The organism is Pseudescherichia vulneris, assembly GCF_902164725.1.
GTDB classification, from domain to species: domain Bacteria; phylum Pseudomonadota; class Gammaproteobacteria; order Enterobacterales; family Enterobacteriaceae; genus Pseudescherichia; species Pseudescherichia vulneris.
This window is the reverse complement of sequence record NZ_LR607338.1, coordinates 2,008,127-2,022,346: the sequence shown is the minus strand read 5'-3', so window position 1 is coordinate 2,022,346 and position 14,220 is coordinate 2,008,127. Positions and strand designations below refer to the sequence as shown.

The 14,220-nt window shown below is 59.9% G+C and carries 15 protein-coding genes; 8 read left to right on the top strand and 7 right to left on the bottom strand.

Annotated features, from left to right (window positions below):
- The first annotated feature begins 121 nt into the window (after positions 1–121).
- From purE to mnmH, 3 genes are all read left to right on the top strand, one after another.
- A complete protein-coding gene (purE, locus tag FN633_RS08650) occupies positions 122–631 on the top strand; it encodes a 5-(carboxyamino)imidazole ribonucleotide mutase (RefSeq protein WP_042391726.1) in 510 nt (169 codons plus the stop codon).
- A complete protein-coding gene (gene purK / locus FN633_RS08645) occupies positions 628–1,695 on the top strand; it encodes a 5-(carboxyamino)imidazole ribonucleotide synthase (protein ID WP_154057433.1) in 1,068 nt (355 codons plus the stop codon). Before purE ends, purK begins: the two co-directional genes overlap by 4 nt.
- Before the next feature lie 158 nt (positions 1,696–1,853).
- The gene (mnmH, locus tag FN633_RS08640; RefSeq protein ID WP_154057432.1) at positions 1,854–2,927 is read left to right on the top strand and encodes a tRNA 2-selenouridine(34) synthase MnmH; all 1,074 of its coding nucleotides are present in this window, start codon (positions 1,854–1,856) and stop codon (positions 2,925–2,927) included.
- Here the strand turns inward: mnmH and FN633_RS08635 are convergent, their stop codons facing one another.
- From FN633_RS08635 to ybbA, 6 genes are all read right to left on the bottom strand, one after another.
- Complete coding sequence (locus tag FN633_RS08635) at positions 2,928–3,587, bottom strand: methionine ABC transporter permease (protein ID WP_042391721.1); 660 nt, start codon at positions 3,585–3,587, stop codon at positions 2,928–2,930.
- Positions 3,580–4,596 (bottom strand): virulence-associated ABC transporter ATP-binding protein SfbB, encoded by a 1,017-nt coding sequence (gene sfbB, locus FN633_RS08630; RefSeq protein ID WP_154057431.1) that lies wholly within the window; start codon positions 4,594–4,596, stop codon positions 3,580–3,582. The genes FN633_RS08635 and sfbB overlap by 8 nt, the downstream gene beginning before the upstream one ends.
- The gene (locus FN633_RS08625; protein WP_154057430.1) at positions 4,589–5,410 is read right to left on the bottom strand and encodes a MetQ/NlpA family ABC transporter substrate-binding protein; all 822 of its coding nucleotides are present in this window, start codon (positions 5,408–5,410) and stop codon (positions 4,589–4,591) included. Before FN633_RS08625 ends, sfbB begins: the two co-directional genes overlap by 8 nt.
- Before the next feature lie 186 nt (positions 5,411–5,596).
- Entirely contained in the window at positions 5,597–6,739 is a 1,143-nt protein-coding gene (locus FN633_RS08620) for a porin (protein WP_154057429.1), read from the bottom strand.
- Positions 6,740–6,920: 181 nt separating this feature from the next.
- Entirely contained in the window at positions 6,921–9,335 is a 2,415-nt protein-coding gene (gene ybbP, locus FN633_RS08615) for a putative ABC transporter permease subunit YbbP (RefSeq protein WP_154057428.1), read from the bottom strand.
- Positions 9,332–10,018 (bottom strand): putative ABC transporter ATP-binding protein YbbA, encoded by a 687-nt coding sequence (ybbA, locus tag FN633_RS08610; protein ID WP_154057427.1) that lies wholly within the window; start codon positions 10,016–10,018, stop codon positions 9,332–9,334. Before ybbA ends, ybbP begins: the two co-directional genes overlap by 4 nt.
- Between ybbA and tesA the strand changes: the two genes are divergently transcribed.
- The 5 genes from tesA to FN633_RS08585 are packed head-to-tail and all read left to right on the top strand — an operon-like array spanning position 9,989 to position 13,735.
- Entirely contained in the window at positions 9,989–10,612 is a 624-nt protein-coding gene (gene tesA, locus FN633_RS08605) for a multifunctional acyl-CoA thioesterase I/protease I/lysophospholipase L1 (protein ID WP_154057426.1), read from the top strand. The two genes, ybbA and tesA, sit on opposite strands and share 30 nt — an antisense overlap.
- Before the next feature lie 41 nt (positions 10,613–10,653).
- Positions 10,654–11,424, top strand: coding sequence for an SDR family oxidoreductase (locus tag FN633_RS08600; protein WP_154057425.1), 771 nt, complete (start codon positions 10,654–10,656; stop codon positions 11,422–11,424).
- A gap of 59 nt (positions 11,425–11,483) precedes the next feature.
- Positions 11,484–12,338, top strand: a complete 855-nt coding sequence (locus tag FN633_RS08595) for a thioredoxin family protein (RefSeq protein WP_154057424.1) — start codon at positions 11,484–11,486, stop codon at positions 12,336–12,338.
- A gap of 30 nt (positions 12,339–12,368) precedes the next feature.
- Positions 12,369–13,286 (top strand): SPFH domain-containing protein, encoded by a 918-nt coding sequence (locus FN633_RS08590; protein ID WP_042391702.1) that lies wholly within the window; start codon positions 12,369–12,371, stop codon positions 13,284–13,286.
- Positions 13,283–13,735 carry an NfeD family protein gene (locus FN633_RS08585; RefSeq protein WP_042391700.1) on the top strand — a complete coding sequence of 151 codons (453 nt, stop codon included), beginning with the start codon at positions 13,283–13,285 and terminating at the stop codon, positions 13,733–13,735. Before FN633_RS08590 ends, FN633_RS08585 begins: the two co-directional genes overlap by 4 nt.
- Here FN633_RS08585 and cueR read toward each other — a convergent pair.
- Positions 13,732–14,148: a Cu(I)-responsive transcriptional regulator gene (cueR, locus tag FN633_RS08580; protein ID WP_154057423.1), complete on the bottom strand. Its 417-nt coding sequence runs from the start codon at positions 14,146–14,148 to the stop codon at positions 13,732–13,734. The two genes, FN633_RS08585 and cueR, sit on opposite strands and share 4 nt — an antisense overlap.
- Positions 14,149–14,220: the final 72 nt, after the last annotated feature.

The window sequence follows — 14,220 nt, the reverse complement described above, 5'->3', positions numbered from 1 at the left end:
AATCACTTAACCATTTTACCCGCAACGTTAGCCGCGCAACCGTTTTCCTTGCCTGATTTCCATGCTATTCTCTGTGCCCTGTTACGCGCTATGCCGCACATCCACAGGAGTTTTTAGACGCATGTCTTCGAGCAATAATCCGGTACGTATCGCCATCGTGATGGGGTCCAAAAGTGACTGGGCAACCATGCAGTTCGCCGCTGAAGTCCTCGACATCCTGCACGTTCCCCACCATGTTGAAGTCGTTTCCGCCCATCGCACTCCGGATAAACTGTTCAGCTTTGCCGAAGGCGCAGAGCAGAATGGCTATCAGGTGATTATTGCCGGTGCTGGCGGCGCGGCGCATCTGCCGGGCATGATCGCAGCCAAAACCCTGGTGCCGGTGCTGGGCGTACCGGTGCAGAGCGCGGCGCTCAGCGGCGTCGATAGCCTCTACTCTATCGTTCAGATGCCGCGCGGTATTCCCGTCGGCACGCTGGCAATTGGTAAAGCCGGTGCCGCCAACGCGGCGCTGCTGGCTGCGCAGATCCTTGCAACCCACGATCGCGATCTGCATCAGCGTCTGGCAGAGTGGCGTAAAGCCCAGACCGACGAGGTGCTGGATAACCCGGATCCACGAGGTGCAGCATGAAGCAGGTATGCGTCCTCGGCAACGGCCAGCTAGGCCGAATGCTGCGTCAGGCGGGTGAGCCGCTGGGCATCGCCGTCTGGCCGGTGGGGCTGGACGACGAGCCGGAAGCCGTCCCCTTTGCGCAGAGCGTGATCACCGCCGAGATCGAGCGCTGGCCGGAAACGGCGTTAACCCGCGAGCTGGCGCGTCATCCGGCGTTTGTTAATCGCGACGTCTTTCCAATTATTGCCGACCGTTTAACTCAGAAGCAGCTCTTCGATCGTCTCTCGTTGGCGACCGCGCCGTGGCAGCTGCTGGCCAGCGCCGACGAGTGGCCTGCGGTGTTTGACTCTCTGGGTGAGCTGGCGATTGTTAAGCGCCGGGTGGGCGGCTACGACGGCCGCGGCCAGTGGCGTCTGCGCGCCGGTGAAACCGAGACGCTGCCAGCGGAGTGCTACGGGGAGTGCATCGTTGAGCAGGGGATCAACTTTAGCGGTGAAGTGTCGCTGGTCGGCGCACGCGGCCACGATGGCAGCACCGTATTCTATCCCCTGACCCATAACCTGCATCAGGACGGCATTCTGCGCACCAGCGTGGCTTTCCCGCTGGCCGACGCAGAGCAGCAGGCGCAGGCCGAAGCGATGCTGGGCGCGATCATGGCAGAGCTGGGCTACGTTGGCGTGATGGCGATGGAGTGCTTTGTGACCCCTGGCGGCCTGCTGATTAACGAGCTGGCTCCGCGGGTGCACAACAGCGGCCACTGGACGCAAAACGGCGCGTCGATCAGCCAGTTTGAACTGCACCTGCGCGCGATTACCGACCTGCCGCTGCCGAAGCCGGTGGTCAATGCCCCGTCGGTGATGATCAACCTGATTGGCAGCGATCTCAACTACGACTGGCTGAAGCTGCCGCTGGTGCATCTGCACTGGTACGACAAAGAGGTGCGCGCTGGCCGTAAGGTGGGACACCTGAACCTCAACGACAGCGATACCGACCGCCTGAGCGCAACCCTGGAAGCGATCGTCCCACTATTACCGCCGGAGTATGCCAGCGGTATCGCATGGGCGTGCGCGAAGCTCGGTTAAGCGTTTCCGCTTTTTTGTCATGTAGACCGGGTAAGCGCAAGTGCAACCCGGTCGTACTGCTCCCCGTATCATTTTTTTGCTCCCACCGCACAAATTAGCGCGTAAAATAGCGCGATCTGACGTACAACGTTGCTCTTTGATGTGCAGAAGGAAGTCCCATGAGCGAAGGCATGGATTATTGCGCGATCCTTACCGCTGATACCCCCCTGCTGGATGTGCGCGCCCCGGTTGAATTTGCCCAAGGCGCAATGCCTTCGGCAATCAATCTCCCGTTGATGAACGACGAAGAGCGTGCGGCGGTCGGCACCTGCTATAAACGCCAGGGCCCTGAGGCCGCGTTAAAGCTCGGGCATCAACTGGTGTCTGGCATGACGCGCGAACAGCGCATTCAATCATGGCGTCATGCCTGTCTGCGTCATCCCGATGGCTATCTGTGCTGCGCCCGTGGCGGCCAGCGTTCGCATATTACACAGCAGTGGCTGCGCGAGGCAGGCATTGACTATCCGTTAATTCATGGCGGCTATAAAGCACTGCGTCAGGCGGCAATAATAGCCACGGAGCAGCGCGTTCAGCGTCCGCTGATCCTGATCGGCGGCTGCACCGGCAGCGGTAAAACCGATCTGGTGCGCCAGCATTCTGACGGCATCGATCTGGAAGATCTGGCTCGCCATCGTGGATCGTCATTTGGCCGCACGCTGCAGGCACAGCGTTCGCAGGCAAGCTTTGAAAATGCGCTGGCGGTAGAACTGCTTAAACGCGACGCGGCGCGCCTGGTGCTGGAAGATGAAGGCCGGACAATCGGCGGCAACCATTTGCCGGGATGCCTGTATGCGCGCATGACGGAGTCGCCTATCGCGGTGGTGGACGATCCGTTTGACCTGCGCGTGGCGCGTCTGCATAACGAGTACTTCGTGCGTATGCAGCGCGATTTTACCGCAGCACATGGCGAGGAGGCGGGCTGGCAGAACTATGCAGAATACCTGCACCACGGGCTGTTCGCCATTCGTCGCCGTCTGGGATTGCAGCGTTTTGCCGAACTCAGCGCGCACCTTGACAGTGCCCTGGCGATCCAGCAGCAGCGGGGCGATACCGGCGGCCATGATGCCTGGCTGGTGCCGTTACTGAAGGAGTATTACGATCCGATGTACCGCTATCAGTTAGACAAGAAAGCCGCGAAGATTGTCTTTCGCGGCTCGTGGCAGGAGGTCAACGGCTGGTTGCAAAACGCTTAGTCAGCGGCGGCCCCGCTTGTCGGCCCGTGCGGCCAGCCAGTCCCCCAGCATCTGCACCACCTGCACCAGAATAATCAGCGCCACCACGGTGACCACCATCACCTGCGTCTCATAGCGGTAGTAGCCGTAGCGGATCGCCAGATCCCCTACCCCACCACCGCCGACGATCCCGGCCATCGCCGAGTAGCCGATCAGGCTTACCAGGGTGATAGTCAGACCGCGCAGCAGGCCCGCGCTGGCCTCCGGCAGCAGCACGGTGCAGATGATACGCAGCGGGCTGGCACCAAAAGCTTCGGCGGCCTCGATAATTCCTTTATCCACCTCGCGCAACGCGCTGTCTACCAGTCGGGCATAGAAGGCGATGGCGGCAACCGAGAGCGGTACCGAGGCCGCAATTGGCCCGATGGTGTTGCCGAGCAGGAACTGCGTAAGCGGCAGGAGCAGCACCAGCAGGATCACAAAAGGCACGGAGCGGATAATGTTCACCAGCACGGAGCTGATGAGATACACCGCGCGGTTCTGCCAGAAGAGATGCCGATCGGTCACGAAGATCAGAAAGCCGAGCGGCAGGCCGCCGACGATAGCCAGCACCGTTGAGATGCTCAGCATCTGGAAGGTTTCGCCAAAGGCCAGGCTCAGATCGGCCAGTAAATCATCCACGAAGCACCTCCACCTGGGCTGTACGCTGACGGATATGGTTGACGGCGGCCTCGACCGCGGTCGGATTATCGGCGGCGGTTAAGCGCACCACCAGGATCCCTAGCGCCCGCTCGCCAAGATACTCAATTTTGCCATGCAGAATATTCACCGCCACGCCAAACATCACCGCCACCTCAGAGAGCACCGGCTGCTCGGCTGAATCGCCGATGAACAGAATTTTCACCAGCTGCCCCGGCAGATCCTGCTGTAGCCGCTTTGGCAGAGTCAGATTCAAGGTGTGCGAAACCAGCTGCTGGGTAAATGGATGCTGCGGGTGGGCGAAGATATCAAACACCTCGCCCAGCTCAACCACCTTGCCTGCGGACATCACCGCCACCCGGTCGCAGATCGATTTGATCACGTTCATCTCATGGGTGATCAGCACGATGGTGATCCCCAGCCGGGCATTGATCTCTTTCAATAGGGCAAGGATCGTCGCGGAGGTCTCCAGATCCAGCGCCGAGGTCGGCTCGTCGCAAAGCAACACGTCAGGATGATTGGCAATCGCGCGGGCGATCCCCACCCGCTGCTTCTGCCCGCCGCTCAGCTGCGCCGGAAAGCGGCCTGCTTTATCGGCAAGGCCTACCAGCTCCAGGATCTCTTTAACCCGGGGCGCGATCTCACCGCTGGCCCACCCCGCCGCCTTCAGGCTGAACGCGACGTTCTGCGCCACGGTGCGGGTGTGCATCAGATTAAAGTGCTGGAAGATCATGCCGATGCGCTGGCGTGCCTTGCGCAGCGTGACGCCTTCCAGCGTGGAGATCGCCACGCCGTTAACCTTCACCTCGCCCTGGCTGGGGCGCTGGAGCGCATTCAGGGTGCGCAGCAGGGTACTTTTCCCTGCGCCGCTGGTGCCAACGATGCCAAAAATCTCCCCTGCCGTGATATGCAGGCTGACATCGTCCACCGCCCGGGTCGTGGACCCCTTGCCTGCGAGAAAATCGACGCAGACGTTATTGAGCTCAATCATGCATCCACTCTGGTTTCTGGAAGGCGTTGAAGATGTTCTTCGGATCGTCTATCACCGCCCGGTAGGCCGGAGACTGCACCGCAGCCACAATGTCTTTGGCGAACGGCTTATTGGCATCTTCGGTACGCACCGCGATAACGTTTTTCAGGTTCTCGTCCAGCTGCTCCTGCTTAAGGGCGGAGGAGAGCTTCAGGCCAGCGGCAATGGCAAAGTTACCGTTTACCAGCGCGGCGCTGGCACTATCCAACGTACGCGGCAGCTGCGCCGCTTCCAGCGGTTTAAACACCAGCCCTTTCGGGTTGCTGGCGATATCGCGCTCGGAGGCTTTGGTCGGATCGATATTCTCTTTGATGGTGATCAGCTGCATCGCCTGCAAGAAACGCAGGCCGCGCGCCAGGTTAGTGGGATCGTTGGACAGGGTAACGATATCGCCCTTCTTCAGCTGATCGACGCTGGTAACCTTGTGGGAGTAGAGGCCCATGCCCGCCGTGGGAACGACAATCAGCTTGGTGAGCTTCAGCCCTTTATCGGCCGCGAACTTGTCTAAGTAGAGCGAGTGCTGGAACAGGTTGGCATCGATGCTACCGTTAGAGAGCGCCATGTTCGGCTGAACGTAGTCGCTAAACTCACGCACCACGACCTTATAGCCCTTCTCCTTCAGCGAAGGGGCAATGGCCTGCTTGACCATATCGCCGTAGGGACCCGGCGCGACGCCGAAGGTGATGGTTTGCGGATCGCTGGCGTGGGCAAACGGTAGACCACAGGCCAAAAGCAGTGCAGCAACGCTGGCACGAAAGCTGAGACGACGTCCCATAGATTCTCCCAAAGTGTATTGTGTTTGCTGTATGACGCACCGGACTAAGCGGCGCGCTTTTTTGACAATTTATGCATAACGCAGAGCGTTAAGATGGCATAAACCTGGCCCGGCGGTAATTGAAAAAATTTCATATAGATAGCAGTGCCCCGGCAAACGCACGCGCCGCCGGGGACAAGACGCTTATTAGAAGTCGTAGCGCAGACGCACCAGGTTCATATCGCCCAGATTGTCAGTGCTAGAGGTAAAGACGTGCTCATAATCAACGCGGAAGCCGTAATCCAGCTGGAAGGTGACCCCAACGCCGTTATCGGTGCGCAGGTAGTCGCGGCCATTCAGGTATTCAATACGATCGCCCATCACGTAGGGCTGCACGGATTTAAGCGCATACTGGCCCACCGGGATTTTGTAACCGGCAAAGTACTCAATCCCCCACGCGTCACCAGCGAAGTAGTGGTCGATAGAAACTTTTTTGGTAGTCATAAAGTTCTGATACCAGCCGCCACCCACGGAGATTGTCCAGCGATCCGGCGACCAGCTTAGCGCCGTACCAACAATGTTTTGATCCCAGGTTTTGCTGTCGCTGTTATGCGGATTGTAGATTTTTGCCCGCGTGTAGTTCCATGCCGTCCCCAAGGTAAGATCGGAGGTCAGACGGTAGTCGAGACCCAGCGAGCCGCCGCCGGTGCGCTCATAGCGCAGGCCGTTCATCGGGTTATAGTTGTCGTTAAACAGATAAGAGGCGTAGATATCAGCATCGCCCACGGTCTTCTTATACTTCAGCATCTTGCGTGAACGGTAGGAGCCATCATAATCGCCGTTGATACCGTTGCCCGGTGCCTGGCCAATCATGTCGTAATCCCAGATATCGGTTTTGGCCCCGATCACGTCGTAGTAGACGCTGTTCTGCTGGCCAAAGGTCAGCACGCCCCAGGTCTTACTTTTAAAGCCGGTATAGAGCATGCGGCGGCTGGTATCATCTGCCCCTTTGGCGTAATGGTTATCCCAGTCAAATACGGCTGGAATATTCACGCCCACTTCGTAATAGTTGGTCCAGTTGATGTCATCAAACAGGTAGTAATCCGCTGCGAAACGGAAACGCGTGCCGCCGTCGAAACCGTTGCGTTTGTAAGAGCCTTTGTCACCATCGCCGGTCATATTGTTGAACTGGGGGCGAATACTGCCGCCAACGGCAAAGTTGAGGCGGCTCAGCGCATCACCTGCGGCTGGGTCCTGCTTTAAAAGTGTAATCTCTGCCTGAGTAGTAAAAGAGGTGACTGCCACTGCTGCGCCGATCGTGATTGCCAGCGCTTTTATTTTTATAGCCATGAGACTATTTCCTTGATGAATAGACAGCTAACTATTTAGCAAGCAAATAATATCGTTTATTAATGTGGGGGTGTTGCGGCTTTTTTGTGGTTTTGTGCTGTCAAAACATCAAGTTGGTGAATAATCATCGAGGGGAAAAGTTGCGCGCCGAGATAATTCCCGGCACGCATAAAAGAGTAAATTACCCTGCAAACTGGCGGAACAGCGCTTTGCCCTTTAATAACCGAGTGCCCAGCCAGCCGCCGCAGATCGAGAGCAGCAGCGCGCCACAGAGCGGTAGCGTCAGCCACAGCCGCCAGTCGGGCTGCCACGGGAAATCAAATACCCGCGTCTGCAATACCGCCAGCGCCGTCTCCGCGCCGATGGCTGCCACCAGCCCGGCGACAAAGCCCAGCAGCGCGAACTCGCACCACAGGGTCGTGCGCAGCAGACGTTTACCCGCCCCCAGCGTACGGTAGACCACCAGCTCCTGATGCCGCTGGCGCATGCCAACCTGCACCTGAGCCAGCAGCAGCAGAATGCCGCAGAGCGTCACCAGCACCACCATCACCTCCAGCGCACGGCTCACCTGCCCCAGCACCTGGCCGACCTGCTTTAAGATCGCCCCGATATCCAGCAGGCTCACTGTAGGAAACGCCCGGTTAAGCTGGGTCAGCATGCCGTTGCCGTTCTCCCAGCGGAAGCTGGTCAGCCAGCTCTGGGGCTGGTTATCCAGCGCGCCGGGCGGGAAGATGAAGAAGAAGTTCGGCCGCAGGCTCTCCCAGTCGACCTTACGCAGGCTGGTCACCCTGGCCGTGAAGTCCTGGGTATCGCCCATAAAGGTAACGCTATCGCCAAGACGGATCTTAAGCCGCTCTGCCAGCCCCTGCTCCATTGACACCTCCCCCGCCTTCGGCGGCCAGCTGCCTGCGGTGAGCGGGTTGTGATCCGGCTGGTTCGCCTGCCAGGTGAGGTTCAACTCCCGGTTCAGCGCCTCTTCCTTATTTCCCTCGGTGGTCTGGCCGTTAATCTGGGTCAGGCGCGCCCGCACGATAGGGTAGAACGACTCCGGAACGATCTGATGTTCGGCAAGAAACGTCTTCAGCGGCGTCACCTGCTCGGAAGCGATATTAATCAGGAAGTAGTTGGGACTCTCGGCAGGAAGCTGCTGCTGCCAGCGATCGAGCAGATCGCCACGCAGCACCAGCAGCATCGCCAGCAGCATGAATGAAAGCGAGAACGCCGAGAGCTGGCTCAGGGTCGACCATGGCTGACGCAGCAGTCGGTTGACCGCCAGCCGCAGCGCAAGCGACTTCAGAGTCAGCCGCTTGAGGACATTGAGCAGCATCCAGCCCACCAGCCCACAGAGCAGAGCCAGCACCACCGCGCCCGCCAATACGGCCCACAGCAGCATGCTACCGCCCATCAGCCAGGCCAGCAGCGCGATAGCCACGGCGGCAACAATGGGCAGATAGAGCTTAAGCGGCCAGACGTTGGCCACCGCATCACGCCGCAGGACGCGTATCGGCGCGGTCGCCAGCAGCAGACGATAGGGCCGCAGCCCCACCAGCAGGGAGATCACCAGCATCGCTCCCGTCGCCCACAGCCATGGCCAGAGGCTGGCAGGCGGCAACGCAGCAGGCAGCACCGGCTTGAGGAGGATCATCAGCACCTGCTCAAACAGCAGGCCGATAGCGCCCCCGGTTACCGTCGCCAGCGCCAGCACCAGCAGCCACTGGCCGACGATCAGCCTTTGCAGCTGGGCGCGCCCTGCCCCCAGCGTTTTCAGGATCGCCACCAGATCGTAGCGGCTACGGCAGTAATGGTTCATCGCCACCGCTACGGCGGCGATCGCCAGCAGCAGGGTCAGCAGGGCCGACAGCAGCAAGAACTGCTGCGAGCGCTCCAGGGATTTCCCCAGCGCGCCCTCGTCCTGCTCCAGGCCATACCAGCGCTGCTCCGGCTTAAGCTGTGGCAGGAGCCACTTTTCATAAGCTTCCAGCTGCTGCGGCGTACCACCAAACTTGATGCGCCACATCACGCGGCTGCCGGGCTGTACCGCATCAGTTGCCTCTACGTCGGCAATGTTCATCATCAGGCGGGGAGCCATCTGGAAGGGGTTAAACCCGGCGTCCGGCTCCTGCACCACCTCGCCCGCGATCCGCAGCCGGGCGTCGCCCACGTCGATATAGTCGCCGGTTTTCAACTCCAGCAGCGCCATCAGACGCGGGGCGAGCAGCACCGTTCCCGCCTGCGGCTTGAGCCCCGGCGGATTGGTTTGCAGTTCGCCATACATGGGATAGATAGCATCCACGGCCTTGACGTTAGCCAGCTGCGGCGTATCGCCAGCAAAGGTCATGGTGGCGAAGGTCAGCTGCTCCCCCACCTTCAGACCGCGCTTGCGCGCCTCCTCCAGCCACGCCGGGGGGATCGCGCGCGAGCTGCGCAGCGCCCGGTCGCCCGCCATAAAGTCGCGGCTCTGCTGACTCAACCCTTTCTCCATGCGATCGCTGATGTTGCCCAGCGCCAGCACGCAGGCCACGGCGAGGCTGAGGGCCAGCCAGACGATCAGCAGCGACGGCGAACGCCATTCGCGCCAGAACCAGCGGGCAATCATGCTTCCTCCCGCAGTTCGCCGTTGACCAGCCGTAGGCGACGGTCGCAGCGGGCCGCCAGCTGCGGATCGTGCGTAACCAGGATCAGCGTGGTGCCATACTGCTGGTTCATCGAGAAGAGCAGATCGGCGATCTTATCCCCGGTCTGTCGATCAAGGTTGCCGGTGGGCTCATCGGCAAACAGCACGCCGGGGCGGCCGTTGAAGGCGCGGGCCAGCGCCACGCGCTGCTGCTCGCCGCCGGAGAGCTGGGCGGGAAGATGATCCAGCCGCTTGCCAAGACCGAGCTCGGTCAGCAGCGCTTTGGCATTCTCCCGGCTCTGGCGACCGTTCTCACCGCGCAGCAGCGCCGGTAGCTCAACGTTCTCCAGCGCGTTCAGGGTGGGGATCAGCATAAAGGACTGAAAGACAAAGCCGACGTTTTTCGCCCGCAGCGCCGCCCGCGCCTCTTCATCCATACTGTGCAGCGGCTGGCCCAGCAGGTTGACCTCCCCGCTGCTGCCGTCGTCCAGCCCGGCGAGGATCGCCAGCAGGGTAGACTTGCCGGAACCCGACTCGCCGATCAGGGCAATCGTCTGCGCCGGTTTGACAACCAGCTCAACTCCGGTGAGGATGGAAAGCTCATGTTCCCCCTGACCGACGGACTTCTTAAGATAATGAACTTCAACAATGTTTTCCGCTGGCATTTGCCCTTCCTGTTTATGCTTCTGTTTACCTTCCGTGCCGCAGCCGCTGACACGCTGTTGGTTCTCGGTGACAGCCTGAGCGCCGGGTACCGCATGGCGGCCAATTCGGCCTGGCCTGCGCTGCTTAACACTAAGTGGCAGCAGACGCCGTCGGTGGTTAATGCCAGTATAAGCGGCGATACCTCGCAGCAGGGGCTTTCTCGTCTGCCCGCGCTATTGAAGCAGCACCAGCCGCGCTGGGTACTGGTGGAGCTTGGGGGCAACGACGGCCTGCGGGGCTTCGCCCCCCAGCAGACTGAGCAGACCCTGCGTAAAATTTTGCAGACCATTAAGGACGCTAACGCGCAGCCGCTGCTGATGCAGATCCGCCTGCCGCCCAACTTTGGTCGTCGCTATACGGAGACCTTTAGCGCCATCTACCCCGCGCTGGCGAAAGAGTTCAACGTGCCGCTGCTCCCCTTCTTTATGGAGGAGGTCTATCTCAAGCCGCAGTGGATGCAGGACGATGGCATTCACCCTAATCTGGATGCCCAGCCGTTTATCGCCGACTGGATGGCCACGCGCCTCGCACCTTTAGTTAACCATGACAGTTAACCATGACTCATAAATAATCGGGGACGCCTACGGGTAAAGTTATGCAAAAATCGGTCTTAATAACAGGATGTTCCAGCGGAATCGGTCTGGAAGCAGCGGTTGAGCTTAAGCGCCAGGGTTTTCATATCCTCGCCGCCTGCCGCAAACCAGATGATGTCTCACGCATGAACGGGATGGGCTTCACCGGCATCCTGCTGGATCTCGACTCACCGGAGAGCGTCGATCGCGCCGCCGATGAGATTATCGCGCGGACCGACAACCGCCTCTACGGCATTTTTAACAACGCGGGCTACGGCGTTTACGGCCCGCTGGCTACCATCAGCCGCGAACAGATGGAGCAGCAGTTCTCTACCAACTTTTTTGGCACGCACCAGCTGACCCTACGCCTGCTGCCGGCAATGATCCCTCATGGCGAGGGGCGGATTGTCATGACCTCCTCGGTGATGGGGCTGATCTCAACGGCGGGACGCGGAGCCTATGCGGCGAGTAAATATGCCCTTGAGGCGTGGTCAGATGCCCTGCGCATGGAGCTGCGCCACAGCGGTATTCAGGTAAGCCTGATCGAGCCTGGCCCGATCCGCACGCGCTTTACCAAAAACGTCAACCAGACCCAGCAGGATAACCCGGTAGAAAATCCTGGCATTGCCGCACGGTTTACCCTCGGCCCAGAGGCGGTGGTGGCAAAAGTGCGCCATGCTTTTGAGAGCAAGCGTCCAAAGCTACGCTATCCGGTGACGCTGGTCACCCACGCCGTCTGCTGGTTGAAGCGCCTGCTGCCGGGGCGGGCGATGGATAAAATTTTGCGCGGATGAGTTGAAGGCTCCGCCTCTCAACCCCATGTAAAGATAAACGTAAAAACAGAGAATTAGCTATGTCCGTACAGAATATTGTCACTATTACCGAAGCGAACCTCCAACAGACGCTAGAGCAGTCGGTCAACATTCCGGTGCTTTTCTACTTCTGGTCCGATCGCAGCCAGCACTGCCAGCAGCTGACCCCGGTGCTGGAGTCGCTGGCCGCGCAGTATAGCGGACAGTTTATTCTGGCGAAGGTAGACTGCGATGCCGAGCAGATGGTGGCTTCACAGTTTGGCCTGCGGGCGATCCCGACCGTCTATCTTTTCCAGAACGGCCAGCCGGTAGACGGCTTCCAGGGTCCGCAGCCGGAAGAGGCGATCCGCGCTCTGTTAGAGAAGGTCCTGCCCCGCCCCGAGGAGCTGAAAGCTCAGCAGGCGATGGCCCTGGCTCAGGAAGGCAACTATGCCGAGGCGCTGCCGCTGGCGAAAGAGGCCTGGCAACTCTCAAACCAGAATGGCGAGTTCGGTCTGCTGCTGGCCGAGACGCTGATCGTCCTTAACCGTACCGACGAAGCGGAAGCGGTGCTAAACACCATTCCGCTGCAGGATCAGGATACCCGCTATCAGGGCCTTGTTGCGCAGATCGATCTGCTAAAAAAAGCCGCCGATACCCCGGAGATCCAGCTCCTGCAGCAGCAGGTTGAACTCTCCCCGGAGAATGCCGAGCTGGCAACGCAGCTGGCGTTGCAGCTGCATCAGGTTGGGCGTAACGAAGAGGCGCTGGAGCTGCTGTTTAGCCACCTGCGCAAGGATCTCTCCGCCGCTAACGGCGAGGCGCGCAAGATGCTACAGGAGATCCTTGCCGCGCTGGGCACCGGGGACGCGCTGGCCACGTCCTATCGTCGCAAGCTCTATTCACTGCTTTATTGATTGACCGCTACTGCGGCAGGGAGGGTGTAAATGCTTATCGTGATCCCGGTACTTATTTTCGTCGCGCTGGTGATTGTCGGCGCGGGCGTGAAAATTGTGCCGCAGGGCTATCAATGGACCGTGGAACGCTTCGGGCGTTATACCAAATCACTACAGCCGGGCCTGAGCCTGGTTGTGCCGTTTATGGATCGAATTGGCCGCAAAATCAATATGATGGAACAGGTGTTAGATATCCCTTCTCAGGAGGTGATCTCCAAGGATAACGCCAACGTCACCATCGATGCGGTGTGCTTTATCCAGGTGATCGACGCCCCAAAAGCGGCCTATGAGGTGAGCAATCTTGAGCTGGCCATCATCAACCTGACGATGACCAACATCCGTACCGTTTTAGGGTCGATGGAGCTGGATGAGATGCTCTCCCAGCGCGATAACATCAACACTCGTCTGCTGCATATCGTTGATGAGGCGACCAATCCTTGGGGCATAAAGGTGACGCGCATTGAGATCCGCGATGTGCGCCCGCCCGCTGAGCTTATCTCCTCCATGAACGCCCAGATGAAGGCCGAGCGAACCAAGCGCGCCTACATTCTGGAAGCGGAGGGGATCCGCCAGGCGCAGATCGTCAAAGCTGAAGGGGAGAAGCAGTCGAAGATCCTCAAGGCCGAGGGTGAGCGCCAGTCAGCGTTTTTGCAGGCCGAAGCGCGTGAACGTTCGGCAGAGGCAGAAGCGCGTGCTACTCAGATGGTCTCCGAGGCCATTGCCGCCGGGGATATTCAGGCGGTGAACTACTTCGTCGCGCAGAAATATACCGAAGCGCTACAGCATATCGGCTCATCCGCTAACAGTAAGGTGGTGCTGATGCCGCTGGAGGCGAGCAGCCTGATGGGCTCTATCGCTGGGATCGCCGAGCTGGTGAAAGAGAGCGCCAGCGAGCGGAAAAGCGTATGATCGACAGCCTGCTTCAGCACCCTCACCTCCTCTGGCTAAGCCTCGGCGGCCTGCTGTTGGCAGCCGAGATGCTGGGCGGCAACGGCTATCTGCTTTGGAGCGGTGTGGCGGCGGTGGTGACGGGCTTGCTGGTCTGGCTGCTGCCGTTCGGCTGGGAGTGGCAGGGCGCGCTGTTTGCCCTGCTCACCCTGCTGGCAGCATGGCTGTGGTGGCGCTGGTTGGCCCGCCGCGTGCGCGAGCAGAAGCCTGCCGACGCGGCGCTTAACCAGCGTGGTGTCCAGCTGGTGGGCAAACACTTTACCCTCGACACGGCTCTGGTCAATGGCCGCGGTCATATGCGCGTCGGCGACAGCACCTGGCCGGTGAGCGCCGACGACGATCTGCCTGCCGGTACGCCGGTGGAAGTAGTGGCGGTTGAGGGCATTACCCTGCGCATCAGAGCGCGCTAGCTCTCTTTAGCTGAATGCCGGTGGCAGCAGCCGGAGAGGTTATCGATTATCGGGCAGTCGGCACCGTCGTCGCCTGGACAGGCATTTGCCAGGCTCAGCAGCTGGTCGCGCATCGCCTGTAGCTCCACGATATGACGCTCAATCTCCGCCACCTTTTGCAGCGTATAGGCTTTCACATCAGCACTGTGCCGGGCCGGATCGTTAAACAGGGTGACCAGCTCGCCGCACTCCTCCAGATTAAACCCCACCTGCCGCGCCTGGCGCAGCAGGGTCAACTCATCCAGATGCTGCTGTGTGTAGCTGCGATAGCCGTTCTCGCTGCGCAGCGGCGGCGTCACCAGCCCCTTCTCTTCATAGAAGCGGATCGCCTTGCTGGTTAGGCCTGTCTTTTTTGCTACATCGCTAATGTTCATGGTTCCCCCTGACCTTCCCCTTAATGGAAGGTTACGTTCCTCCACGCTATTCATTCTTTGCTCAGTCGTCAA